This window comes from Lysinibacillus sp. A1, assembly GCF_000801965.1.
In the GTDB taxonomy this organism is placed as follows: domain Bacteria; phylum Bacillota; class Bacilli; order Bacillales_A; family Planococcaceae; genus Lysinibacillus; species Lysinibacillus fusiformis.
This window is the reverse complement of the sequence record NZ_JSZM01000001.1, coordinates 34,716-48,086: the sequence shown is the minus strand read 5'-3', so window position 1 is coordinate 48,086 and position 13,371 is coordinate 34,716. Positions and strand designations below refer to the sequence as shown.

The following is a 13,371-nucleotide window of genomic DNA, read 5'->3' as shown; positions in this document are numbered from 1 at the left end:
GAAGAAACGACACGCGCTATTTCACGCGGGCAGACTCAGTAGGCGAGTTCGATTTGCTTTCCTACTAGCTTTCACCAGCCGCTAGCTCTCTAAAAAGACCAACAAATCTACTATTCCTCATCACAGTCTTTACATGATATTGCATTTATTCTAATGGAAAGTATTGAAAAGCACAAGCCTTTGTTTACAGCTTACCCATTACTGAACAATTAATTCCTTTTTTTCCTCAGATTTAGAGAATTCTTTGCATTCATGAAAAGCAAAATGCTGACATCCAATACATCGATTTCTATCCAAATAGTTGAAGGCTCTTGTAATCGCTTCTCCTGTATGCTGATAAAAATGATGGGCTCCTATTTTATTGTAAAGGCCATTTTGCTGAAGGGCTATCTTTAAGTCATCCTGTACCCCTGTTACCAAAATGTTGCCACCCTGTGCTGTAAAATTGTCAATGATATTGCTAAAATATGCTTCACCCGTAGAGTCCATAAAGGGCACTTTCCCCATGCGTAATATCAAAACTCTAGATTGCTGTTGCAAAGTGCTTGCTATCGTCTGTTCAAATCTTTGTGCTGCACCAAAGAACAGTGGACCTTCAATAGTATACAAGCTAATTTGTGGACAATCATGCTGTTGGTGAACGACATGAGGCTGTACCTTCTCGCTTTTATTCGAATGGTCTGGTAGTACCTTTGTCACAACAAGCTTTTCACTCATTCGTTTTGCAAACAATAGCACGGCTAACACAAGCCCTATTTCTACAGCTAATGTAAGGCTAGTAAATACGGTTAATAAAAAGGTAATTAATAATACGAGCGAATCACCCGATTTCAATTTTATAATATGAGCAAAATGCTTACGTTCACTCATATTCCAGGCGACTACCATTAATACGGGCGCCATACTTGCTAAAGGTATATGGGAAGCATATGGTGCTAATAACAATAAGGTGATTAATACAAACACACCATGGATGATACCCGACATTGGGGATACTGCCCCTGTTTTAATGTTAGTTGCAGTACGAGCAATCGCTCCTGTCGCAGGTATTCCTCCAAACATCGGCGTTACGATATTGGCAATCCCTTGACCGATTAGCTCTCGATTACTATTATGCTTGCTATTCGTCATCCCGTCTGCCACGACTGCAGATAATAACGACTCGATACCTCCAAGCATCGCGATGACAAATGCAGGTCCAATAAGCTGTTGTAGGCGCTCGATTGTAATAGTAGGTATTGCGAAATTGGGTAATGTATTAGGTATTTGACCATAGGCTGTGGCAATCGTAGCCACTTGACCTGAAAAAAAGAAAGTCGCCACAAGAGTGGAGACTATAATCCCCACTAATGCACCGGGCACCTTTGGAAACAATTTAGGTGTCATCATTATTGTTATGAAACAAATGACTGCTGTTAAAATACTGAAAATATTAGTAGTCCCAATTTGCTTTCCTATCTCTTGAATATTCGCTATAAAATACTCATGTCTTATCATATTGGTTAGTCCTAAAAAATTGGCAATTTGACCTGTAAAAATAATTACTGCTATACCTGCTGTAAAACCAATTGTTACAGGACGGGGAATAAATTTTATTAAGGTCCCTAGCTTAAAAATGCCCATTAAGCAAAGCAATACCCCCGCCATTAAACCTGCCAGTAATAAATCCTCATAGCCATACGTTAGGACAATTCCTAAAAGAATCGGCACAAAAGCCCCTGTAGGTCCTCCAATTTGATATTTTGACCCACCAAAAATGGAAATCAAAACACCTGCAATACAAGCCGTATAAATACCATATTCAGGCTTTACACCTGATGCAATAGCAAAGGACATAGCAAGTGGAATAGCAACGATTCCAACAATGATTCCGGACAATAAATCCTTTTTAGCATGATGGACTGAATACCCTTCAAAACGTCCTGTAAACAGTGACTTCATAGATAAATCTTCCCTTCCCAATAATAAGCAAAGCATAACTTTTCCACATTATGGAGGTTACTTATTTTCTTCGTCACTATCATTACTTGTCATTTCCTCTAATCTTGAAATGGTATGAACTAAATGGTTATTAAAAATATCCTTGGCCACACCAAGTAATTCACCAATCATCGGATCGCTTAAAGAATAGTAAACTTTCTTGCCTTCTTTCACTCCATAAACGATATTTTTAGCGCGTAATACACTTAGCTGCTGAGAAACGGCGGATCCCTCTTTCTCTAAGCAATCTTGAATCTCATTGACACTCTTCTGACCTTCTACAAGAAGTTCCAGTATTCTAATACGCAATGGATGTGCTAACGCTTTAAAAAAATCTGCCTTAAACTGCTGCAATCCTTCTTCCATAAAATAAATCCCCCCATACAACTACATATTCAAATATTTGAATATGTATGATTGTAAGCCTATATTAATAATTTTTCAATATCCACTATGAAAAAAAGAGCAAACCAAGAGTGTAACACTCGATTTGCTCTTTGCATTTATTCACTATGAATCTACTACTATGTTGTTCTTCTTGAGAGGATAATCATAAATAAGACATGGTATAATCGCGAACAGCACAATGACTACTAAAGTTAAAACGAGAGGAATCATGCCATATTGATCCACCATAATTCCGCCAAACAAAGGACCGATCATACGTCCACCAGTCGCAGCACTGTTAATAATACCCTGATAGAAGCCTTGTCGACCTTTTGGCGCAAGTTGATTTGCAATAGTTGGTAATGCTGGTGTATAAAACATTTCTCCGAAAGTTAAGACAAGCATGGCTACACCAAACATTTTAAAATCACTCGCAAACGCGATAATACCAAAGGATATGGCGATTAAGATGACACCAAAAACCAATTGACGTTTTAACTGATGCTCCCAACGTTTGATAAGCGGTGCAATGAGCGGCTGCCCTATCACAATTAGCAGACCGTTAATCGTCCATAGTAAACTATACTGCTTTAATCCTAAACCTAAATCTTGCGTATAGGATGAAATTGTTGCACTCCATTGCGAATAGGCTAGCCAACATAAAACGGAGGATGAACTAATAATTAATAAGGCATAGAATGGTGCCTTGTTAATGATTCGCTTACTTTCACCAACCACATTCTTCGGTGCAATACTCCCTACCTCTAAACGTTTAAATGTCAGCAAAGCAATAATAAAGAATAAAATATACATCCCTAAATTGACCTTAAACACGTAGTCAAATTGATAATCGGCCACGATACCTGCAAGTGCAGGACCTACAGCTACACCGACATTTTGAGCCAAATAGATGGCATTAAAGGCCTTGCGTCCACCCTCTGGCCAGGCTGCCCCAGCCAATGCAAACATACTAGGAAAAACAATCCCCCCACTAAAGCCTAATATCGTTAAAAACCATACATAATGCGGCCACCCGTGCCAAAGCGTTAAACCTATTAATGAAGCAATTGTTAAAAGGATTCCAAGCATGATGGCTTTATAGCCACCTATTCTATCAAATAGATAACCACCTAATAGATTGCCTAAAACACCTGCAGCAGAATTTAGCATCAGCACAAAGCCAGCCATCGCCAGCGTTTTCCCTAAATAATCATGCATATATATGGCATTTAAAGGCCATAAAAATGAGTTGCCTGTTGTGTTCACAAGCATTCCGATAATTAAAAACCAAACACGTTTTGGCATTTGATGTCCTCCATTATTTCGCGTCTCTAAATAGCTAGTTTATGCTGAAATACTTAAAAGTACAAGGAAAATAATTTTACCCTTTTTACAATTTATTAACGGCTATAAATAGCTATAATTCACTAGATCCAAGCGAAAATTGGAGCAACATCTTTCATGATATATCCTTACCCCATGACGGAACGAGATGCTCATGATAAAATAAGGCGTTAGAGGAGTGAAATAAATGACAGAAATAAATTTTCCTTTTCCTTCTGAAGGGAAAAGATACTATACATGGAACCGCTATTTACGCGATCAATTTGGTCACAAAGTATTTAAAGTAGCATTAGATGCTGGCTTTGATTGTCCAAACCGTGATGGTACGGTTGCCTTTGGCGGCTGTACATTTTGCAGCGCTGCAGGCTCAGGTGATTTTGCAGGCAACAAGGTTGATCCGATTGAAGTTCAATTTGCTGAAATTCGGGACAAAATGCACCAAAAATGGAAAGATGGCAAATATATGGCTTATTTTCAGGCCTATACGAATACACATGCCCCGCTCCCAGTGTTAAAGGAAAAATTCGAAGCTGCTTTGGCGCAGGAAGGTGTTATAGGTCTTTCTATTGCTACACGACCTGATTGTTTACCAGATGATGTTGTAGAATATTTAGCAGAATTAAACGAGCGTACGTACTTATGGATTGAGCTTGGTCTTCAAACCGTTCATGAAAAAACTGCCAATCTTATTAATCGCGCACATGATTATACAACCTATGTGGAGGGTGTTGAAAAACTTCGGAAGCATGGTATTCGTGTTTGCTCACATATTATAAATGGTCTGCCGCTTGAAGATTATGACATGATGATGGAAACTGCACGAGCAGTGGCAAAGCTAGATGTCCAAGGTATTAAAATCCACTTACTTCATTTATTAAAAGGGACACCAATGGTGAAGCAATATGAAAAAGGGATGCTTGAGTTTTTAGATCAGGATGTTTATACAAAACTAGTCGCTGATCAGCTAGAAATTTTACCACCTGATATGGTCATTCATCGCATTACAGGTGATGGACCTATAGATTTAATGATTGGTCCAATGTGGAGCGTTAATAAATGGGAAGTATTAAATGGCATTGATGCCGAATTGGAGCGCCGTGGTAGTTGGCAGGGGAAATTTTATAAGGCTGAGGTTGCTAAATGAAACTACAACGAGTTTTACAATATGCTCAACAGCTATTAAAAGATAGTGTGGGAGATGGAGATACAGTTGTTGATGCCACTGCCGGCAATGGCCACGATACGCTATTTTTAGCTCAGCAAGTCGGGGATGAAGGACAAGTTTATGCTTTTGATGTTCAAAAAGAAGCAGTCGACGCAACACTACATCGTCTACTAGACCATGGTTTAGAACATCGCGCCCTTGTTTTAAATAAAGGGCATGAAGAAGTAGCCAATTTCGTACACAAGCCAGTAGCCGCAGCCATCTTTAATCTCGGCTATTTGCCGGGTGGCAATCATGATATTATTACCAAGCCTAGTACAACGATTCAAGCTATTGAAGACTTGCTTAAGCTTTTAAAGGTTGGCGGTTTAATCATCCTTGTAATTTATCATGGTCACCCTGGTGGCAAAGAAGAGCGAGATACTGTAATAGACTTTGTCAGCCAACTTCCACAAAAATATGTCCATGTCTTAAAATACGAATTTCTCAATCAGCAAAATGACCCTCCATTCGTCATTGCATTAGAAAAGATGAAGGATTATCCTAATTTATAGACAATTTTAAAAGGCTAACTAATAGTATAGTAGGAACTATTAGTTAGCCTTTCTCTTTACCTATTTATTTTTACGTTTTTCATTATAGTCTACCCAGAAATCTGCGCCTTTAATGCCTAGTTTACGAGGATCAAAGACAGGGTCTTTTCCTTCTTTTTTCTGCTTCTCGTAATCTTTTAAAGCAACGATAGCTGGTTTCATAATAATTAAAATCGCTAGAACGTTAATCCATACCATCAGACCAAGGCCTACATCTCCCATAGCCCAAGCGAGTCCAGACGTACGGATTGTGCCATAGAATGCTGCAATTAAAATCGCTATTTTCGCAATCCAAATGAAGACCTTTTCGGTACTACCTCTAAATAAATACGCCACATTTGTTTCAGCGATATAGTAATACGCCATAATCGTTGTAAAGGCAAAGAAGAATAGTGCGATAGCTACAAATGGTGCACCAAGTCCAGGTAAGGATGATTCAACTGCATATTGCGTATACGCAGCACCTTCCTGAATACTCTTAGCAAATGTCATTTGCTCATCACCCGTTAAGCCGCCTTTATTGAATTCCCCAACATGGATAAATGGATCTGTTCCTTCGGCTGCTTTTTCATCTTGTACATTATACATACCCGTAAATAAAATCATAAAGGCTGTAGCTGAACAAATTAATAAGGTATCAATGTATACTGACGCTGCTTGGACAATCCCTTGTTTAGCAGGGTGGGATACTTCTGCTGCGGCAGCAGGATGCGCCCCAGTCCCTTGACCAGCCTCATTTGAATAGATTCCTCGTTTCACACCCCAAGCAATTGCGGAGCCAATAATACCTCCAAATATTTCTTGTGCGCCAAATGCACTTGAGAAAATTAAAGCGAAGACAGATGGTACCTCTGAAATATTCATAGCGATAATAATAATAGCCATAATAATATAGGCTATCGCCATGAACGGTACAATTACCTGTGCAGCGTTGGCAATCGATTTAACGCCCCCAATAATGATAGCACCAAGTAAAACGACAATAATTAGTCCTGTAATCCAAGTTTCAATACCGAAAGCGTTTTCAACAGCCCCCGCAATGGCATTCGATTGCACACCTGGCATAAGTATTAACATAGCAATCAAAGCAGCTACAGCGAAAATCACTGCAAACCATTTTTGACCCATTCCTTTTTCTATGTAATAGGCCGGTCCACCACGATATTCAGTATCTTTCTCTTCTTTATAGATTTGTGCTAATGTTGACTCTACATATGCGGTTGCCGCACCAATAAAAGCAATTGCCCACATCCAAAAGACAGCACCAGGTCCACCCATCCCAATAGCTGTTGCAGTACCGGCAATATTCCCTGTACCTACACGTCCTGATAGTGCGATAGACATCGCTTGAAAGGAGGAAATCCCTTTTTCTGATTTCTCCCCCTTAAACATTAACACAAACATATCTTTAATAAGTCTTACTTGCAGGAATCTTGTAATGACTGAGAAAAAAAGCCCAATCAACAAGATACCGTAAATAAACCAAGGTCCCCATAATATGTCATTCAATTTGCCAACAACTACATCCATCTTACCCCTCCAATTTGAATTACCTTACTTTAAGTCACTATATTATTACACTTTTCAGAAAATTACAATATTATATTCAAGTAACAATATTTAAGTAAGAACCCTATTATTTGGAAGGTGTCAAAACTATTTTATTATATATCCAATCCGTCTAAGAGCATTATTGATAAAATCTCGAATATACATAAAAATCTCTTCACGCTCTACTTCATGAAATAAATTATGATAACAATTTGCCCATTCTTTAAATTGAAACTCGGTAAGCTCTTGTTGATGAAGCCAATTGCGCATTTGTCGAGTTTCCGTTATTTTATCTTTTTCAGCTGTCATAATTAACATAGGCATATTAGGAAATTCATGCTTAGGTAGCATAACTAAATTTTTCATCATCTGTTGAAGCTCCCGATACCATTTTACTGAAACAACAGACATAAATGGGATATCATCCTTCATTTCCTCTCTCCCCTCAACACTGCGCGTTAATGTCTCAAATGTCACCTCATGCGTCAATTTAACATTTGCTGTTAAAGCACTCAAACTCGTTAAAGCATTTGATAATTTACCTGGTAAAAGCTTCAAATGTAGCCAGGGTGATGTCAAAATAATACCAGCACATTCATACTTTTTCTTTTGCATGGTATGAAGAACTAAAGTAGCGCCTAGTCCATGCCCAATTACAAAGGTTGGTAAATTATATGAAAAGGCATTCTCAATGAGATTTCTTGTATATTTATTGTACAATTTGAAGTCCTCATCATGGACACGCGCAAATCTTGCATTGATGCCATGATTCGGTAGATCCCCCATGACTATGTGGAAGCCTTCCATTCTTAATTTTTCTATAAGCCATGCATACCAACGGTGGTTTTCATAAGCACCATGAAGAATAGCAATCACAGCCTTTGCTTGTCCATCAGCTTCCCATTTCCACATTCACATAGTCCTCCTAAAAAATAATTACAATTTGATTATATCGAAATAACAGCACATTTTAATTTTATATTTCCTTAAAGTTGCGTATTTGATACGATAATACTATATCTACAGAAAGAAAAGAGGCGATTCTCATGATTTATCCATTTAAAGATAAAACACCAAAGATCGATCCATCTGTTTTTATTGCCGATTACGCAACTGTTACTGGAGACGTAACAATTGGAGCTGAAACAACTATTTGGTTTAATACCGTAATTCGTGGCGATGTTTCACCAACCATTATTGGTGAACGGGTAAGTATCCAAGATCTTTGCTGCTTACATCAAAGTCCTAGGTTTCCACTCATTATTGAAGATGAGGTCACAGTAGGACACCAAGTAACTTTACATAGCTGTACCATTCGAAAAAATGCCTTAATCGGTATGGGCTCCATTATTTTAGACGGAGCAGAGATTGGAGAGGGTGCATTTATTGGAGCCGGAAGTCTCGTGCCTCCTGGTAAAGTCATACCTCCAAATAGCTTAGCATTAGGTCGTCCAGCGAAAGTTGTCCGAGAATTAAACGCTGAGGATAAAAAGGATATGGAGCGTATCGTACGTGAATACGTAGAAAAAGGTCAGTATTATAAATCTCTACAAAAATAAAAGCTTATAAAGAATTTATTCATTATAAAAAATCCCTCGCTTTCCATGACCATTGTTCAAGGATACAGGCGAGGCATTTTTGCAAAAAAACAAAAGGGGCAGAAAAGCCCCTTTTGTTCATCATACATTAGAATAATTTTCTAACGACTTCAGCACTTTAGCACAATAGTTTACAGACGTGCTTTTACGCGTAATGCGTCAGCTTTATCAGTTTGTTCCCATGGTACATTTAAATCGGTACGACCGAAGTGACCATAGGCTGCAGTTTGTTTATAAATTGGACGACGAAGATCTAGCATCTTAATAATACCTGCTGGGCGTAAATCAAATAGCTCACGAACCCATTCTACGATTTCGCTTTCCTTCACTTTTCCTGTACCAAATGTATCAACCGCAATGGAAACAGGCTGTGCAACGCCTATTGCATACGCCAGTTGTACTTCCGCGCGTTCTGCTAAACCAGCTGCTACAATATTTTTAGCTACATAACGTGCCGCATAGGCAGCTGAACGGTCAACTTTTGTGGCATCCTTACCTGAGAACGCACCGCCACCATGTCGTGCATAACCACCGTATGTATCAACAATGATCTTACGGCCCGTTAAACCAGCATCTCCTTTTGGCCCACCAATGACGAAACGGCCAGTTGGATTGATAAAGTATTTTGTGTTTGAATCTAATAATTCGCTTGGCACAACAGGAGCAATCACGAATTGTTTTAGATCAGCCTGAATTTGTTCAAGTGTTGCTTCTTCATCATGCTGTGTTGAAATAACAATTGTATCGACACGCACAGGTACGTTATTGTCATCATACTCAATTGTTACTTGTGTTTTACCATCTGGACGTAAATAAGCTAGCTCACCAGATTTACGAACTTCCGTTAAACGACGTGCTAACTTATGAGCTAAGCTAATTGGTAATGGCATTAACTCAGGTGTTTCATTACATGCATAGCCAAACATTAAGCCTTGGTCCCCTGCACCAATCGCTTCAATATCTGCATCTGTCATAGAACCTTCACGTGCTTCTAAAGCTTGGTCAACACCTTGAGCAATATCTGGAGATTGCTCACCAATTGCTACAAGTACCGCTAAGTTTTCAGCATCAAAGCCATATTTTCCACGTGTATATCCGATTTCCGCTACCGTATCACGTACAATACCTTTGATATCTACATAAGTAGAAGTAGTAATTTCTCCCGCTACTAATACTAATCCTGTTGTTACAGTTGTTTCACACGCTACACGTGCATTTGGATCTTCTGCTAAAATAGCATCTAAAATGGCATCCGAAATCTGGTCACAAATTTTATCTGGATGTCCTTCTGTTACACTTTCTGATGTAAACAGTCGACGGTTTGTCATTTAGTTTTCCTCCTATTACTCTTACAAATAGTATTTGAATACGGTACTCATTACCCATGTCAAGTCCGCTCCTAAGGATTGAACTCTCAAGCCGCTGTTGTTGTCATTTCACTTTACGTGAAAAAATAACTGCTACTTTTAACACGAGGATTTCGAAAGATCCGTCATTATAATAAGGAAAGAACTACATATACTTACCTTTACATTGATTTTTAACAATAAAAAAATCCTTTACTCACGTTACTATACATGAGGAAAGGAATAATGACTTCGCTACCTTTCACTCTTATCGTTCAAGGGATTTTCCCTTGCATCAGGTTGGCACCAACGCATGACGTGAAATAGTTCATGCAGGTTGCCGGGTTTCACAGGGCCTGACCCTCCACCAGCTCGGGATAAGAGTATCCGTTCAATTTTCATGTTACTGAAAAGGTCGAACATTGTCAAATATTTTCTTATGTATTACTGTATAGAAAGGAAGGAACAAATAATCATCATAAAACTTTTCATTCTTGGGTGATGATGTAAATAGAAGAAAATTAATCCCTACAACATACCTAGCATCTTGTGGTAACATATGTGTGGCTCAAATTTTAGACAATTTACTGTAGCATTGAATGTTTTCTACTCGAAAAACATTATTTTTTGTCAGTTTATTGAAAAGTAATAAAAACTCTAAAATAATTTCTTAATTAGTATAGATTATTTAACCAATTGTGTTATACTATTTTTGAAATTAAGAAAAAATCCCTCTAAATCAAGGGAATACTATAAAAAAGGATGGTATTTAATCGATGAATTCAGTAGAAATTGCAAACGAACTGAAGGAATTATTAAGCGGCGGTAACATTAACGTTCAACTTTCAGTACCACAATTAGCAGAAAAAGCTACTTCTCGTGGTGAGGCAATGTTAACAGTAGATGGCGCAGTTCGTGCAGAAACTGGCAAATACACTGGTCGTTCACCTAAAGATAAATATACAGTAGAAGAAGAAAGCACAAAAGATCAAATTGACTGGGGTAAGGTCAATCAACCAATTTCCTCTGAAGTGTTCGATAACCTGTATGTAAAAGTAATAAAATATTTAAAAGAACAAGATGAATTATTTGTATTCAAAGGCTTTGCTGGTGCTGACAAAGATTCACAATTAAGCATCCAAGTTATTAATGAATACGCTTGGCACAACCTTTTCGCTCATCAATTATTTATCCGTCCAACTAAAGACGAATTAGCTTCGCATGTTGCAGACTTCACTGTCATCTCAGCTCCTAACTTTAAAGCAGATCCTGCGGTTGACGGTACTGCTTCTGAAACATTCATCATTGTATCACTTGAAAAGAAAATTATCTTAATTGGTGGTACTGAATATGCTGGTGAAATGAAAAAATCTATCTTCGGTATTATGAATTACTTACTACCACAACAAGGTATCCTTTCTATGCACTGTTCAGCAAACGTTGGTGAAGCTGGCGATGTAGCATTATTCTTCGGTCTATCTGGTACTGGTAAAACAACATTATCCGCTGATCCAGACCGTAAGCTTATCGGTGACGATGAACACGGCTGGTCTGATAATGGTGTATTCAATATTGAGGGTGGTTGCTATGCAAAAACGATCAACCTTTCTGCTGAGAAAGAACCAGAAATCTACAATGCAATCCGCTTCGGCTCTGTTTTAGAAAACGTAGCTGTTGATCCAGAAACTCGTATTTGTGATTATGATGATGGTTCATTAACAGAAAATACTCGTGTAGCTTATCCGATTCAATACATCGAAAACATTGTTGATCCTTCTGTAGCAGGTCATCCAAAAACAATCATCTTCCTAACAGCTGATGCGTTTGGCGTATTACCTCCTATCAGTAAATTAACAAAAGAGCAAGCTATGTATCACTTCTTAAGTGGTTTCACTTCAAAACTTGCTGGAACTGAACGTGGTGTAACAGAGCCAGAACCAGTATTCTCTACATGCTTCGGTTCTCCATTCCTTCCACTTCCTGCAACAGTTTATGCAGAAATGTTAGGTCAAAAAATTGACGAACATGGCGCACAAGTATTCCTAGTGAACACTGGTTGGACTGGTGGAGAATATGGTACTGGTAGCCGTATGAAACTTTCTTATACACGTACAATGGTACGCGCAGCTATCGATGGTAAATTAACAAATGTTGAAACGACACAAGATGCTGTATTTGGTTTACACATCCCAACAGCAGTTGAAGGTGTACCTTCACAAGTGTTAAATCCTCGTGAAGCATGGGCAGATAAAGCTGCATACGATGCAAAAGCTGCTGAACTTGCAGGCTTATTCAACGAAAACTTCAAGAAATTTGCAAACGTTTCTGAAGCCATCACTACACTTGGTGGCCCATTAAAATAACAACTAGAACAAGAAAAGGGAACGAGATAATTCGTTCTCTTTTTCTTTCCCATAAAACATAAATGAAGCTAATATAGGGAGATACATATGAAAAGAAAATACAAATTACTAGTAGCAATCATTACTATATTATTGGCATTATTTACTGGTGCTGGTTTTTTTGCAGGCAACTACTTTTATAATCTGGCATTAAATCCGAATACTGATAAATCAGCTGTTCTAGATGCCCCCCATAATTTAATTGATAGCAATTCAAGTGAAGCTCAAGAGAAAGAGGATCGTGAGCAATGGTTTAACAAGCATTATGAGGAGAAGGCGATTCAATCCTATGATTCTCTTAATCTGCATGCATACGCTATCCAAAACAGCCAGCCCACGGACAAATGGGCAATTATTTTCCATGGCTATTCAAGTGATGGTACACAAATGACTAAGTATGCTAAACAATTTTATGATATGGGCTACCATGTGCTCATTCCCGATGCAAGAGGACATGGTCAAAGTGAAGGTGATTATATCGGCATGGGGTGGCATGATCGTTTGGATGTTGTTTCATGGATTGATGACATTGTAAACAGGAATAAAGATGCTGAAATTGTGCTATTTGGGGTTTCAATGGGAGGCGCCACTGTGATGATGGCTTCAGGCGAGGATTTGCCGTCAAATGTAAAGGCTATCATTGAGGATTGCGGCTATTCTTCCGTATGGAATGAATTTTCCTATCAATTACAAGCAATCTTTCACTTGCCTTCATTCCCAATTATGCAATTCTCTTCAGTCGTAACTAAACTAAAAGCAGGCTATACGCTGGGAGAAGCTAGTGCTCTTGATCAAGTGGCAAAATCAAAAACCCCTATGCTGTTTATTCATGGAGACAACGATACTTTTGTCCCTTCGACCATGTTGAATAACGTATATGAGGCAGCAAATGGTCCGAAGCAAAAATTACTTGTCGAAGGTGCTGGTCATGGCGAGGCGGAAAGCGTAGCTGGCGAGCTCTATTGGGAAACGATTCAGTATTTCTTAGAAACTTATATGAAATAA

Annotated in this window: 11 protein-coding genes, 1 riboswitch and 1 other annotated feature (1 of these 13 cut by a window edge); of the genes, 5 read left to right on the top strand and 6 right to left on the bottom strand. The window is 38.5% G+C overall.

What is annotated here, in order from left to right; genetic code table 11:
- Nucleotides 1-133 (bottom strand) — a binding site (T-box leader); it reaches 78 nt to the left of the window's first position.
- Nucleotides 134-198: 65 nt separating this feature from the next.
- The 3 genes from PI85_RS00220 to PI85_RS00210 all read right to left on the bottom strand — a co-directional run bounded on the left by PI85_RS00220 (nt 199) and on the right by PI85_RS00210 (nt 3,672).
- A complete protein-coding gene (locus PI85_RS00220; protein ID WP_036119720.1) occupies nt 199-1,941 on the bottom strand; it encodes a SulP family inorganic anion transporter in 1,743 nt (580 codons plus the stop codon).
- 57 nt (nt 1,942-1,998) lie between these two features.
- Nucleotides 1,999-2,346, bottom strand: coding sequence for a helix-turn-helix transcriptional regulator (locus PI85_RS00215; RefSeq protein ID WP_008176651.1), 348 nt, complete (start codon nt 2,344-2,346; stop codon nt 1,999-2,001).
- Between the two features lie 144 nt (nt 2,347-2,490).
- Nucleotides 2,491-3,672, bottom strand: coding sequence for an MFS transporter (locus PI85_RS00210; RefSeq protein WP_036119723.1), 1,182 nt, complete (start codon nt 3,670-3,672; stop codon nt 2,491-2,493).
- A gap of 226 nt (nt 3,673-3,898) precedes the next feature.
- Here PI85_RS00210 and PI85_RS00205 point away from each other — a divergent pair, with 226 nt between their 5' ends.
- Entirely contained in the window at nt 3,899-4,855 is a 957-nt protein-coding gene (locus tag PI85_RS00205) for a TIGR01212 family radical SAM protein (protein ID WP_036119726.1), read from the top strand.
- Nucleotides 4,852-5,430 carry a class I SAM-dependent methyltransferase gene (locus PI85_RS00200; RefSeq protein ID WP_036119729.1) on the top strand — a complete coding sequence of 193 codons (579 nt, stop codon included), beginning with the start codon at nt 4,852-4,854 and terminating at the stop codon, nt 5,428-5,430. Before PI85_RS00205 ends, PI85_RS00200 begins: the two co-directional genes overlap by 4 nt.
- A gap of 60 nt (nt 5,431-5,490) precedes the next feature.
- Here PI85_RS00200 and PI85_RS00195 read toward each other — a convergent pair whose 3' ends face one another.
- Nucleotides 5,491-6,999 (bottom strand): sodium:alanine symporter family protein, encoded by a 1,509-nt coding sequence (locus tag PI85_RS00195; protein WP_008176644.1) that lies wholly within the window; start codon nt 6,997-6,999, stop codon nt 5,491-5,493.
- 126 nt (nt 7,000-7,125) lie between these two features.
- Nucleotides 7,126-7,932: an alpha/beta hydrolase gene (locus tag PI85_RS00190; RefSeq protein WP_036119732.1), complete on the bottom strand. Its 807-nt coding sequence runs from the start codon at nt 7,930-7,932 to the stop codon at nt 7,126-7,128.
- A gap of 134 nt (nt 7,933-8,066) precedes the next feature.
- Between PI85_RS00190 and PI85_RS00185 the strand changes: the two genes are divergently transcribed.
- On the top strand, nt 8,067-8,579 hold the full coding sequence (locus PI85_RS00185; protein WP_036119735.1) for a gamma carbonic anhydrase family protein: 513 nt from the start codon (nt 8,067-8,069) through the stop codon (nt 8,577-8,579).
- Nucleotides 8,580-8,749: 170 nt separating this feature from the next.
- Here the strand turns inward: PI85_RS00185 and metK are convergent, their stop codons facing one another.
- Nucleotides 8,750-9,946, bottom strand: coding sequence for a methionine adenosyltransferase (metK, locus tag PI85_RS00180; RefSeq protein ID WP_036119737.1), 1,197 nt, complete (start codon nt 9,944-9,946; stop codon nt 8,750-8,752).
- A gap of 283 nt (nt 9,947-10,229) precedes the next feature.
- A riboswitch (SAM riboswitch) is annotated at nt 10,230-10,348 on the bottom strand.
- 392 nt (nt 10,349-10,740) lie between these two features.
- Here metK and pckA point away from each other — a divergent pair.
- Entirely contained in the window at nt 10,741-12,327 is a 1,587-nt protein-coding gene (gene pckA, locus PI85_RS00175; protein WP_036119740.1) for a phosphoenolpyruvate carboxykinase (ATP), read from the top strand.
- An 87-nt stretch (nt 12,328-12,414) separates the two neighbouring features.
- On the top strand, nt 12,415-13,371 hold the full coding sequence (locus tag PI85_RS00170) for an alpha/beta hydrolase (protein WP_036119743.1): 957 nt from the start codon (nt 12,415-12,417) through the stop codon (nt 13,369-13,371).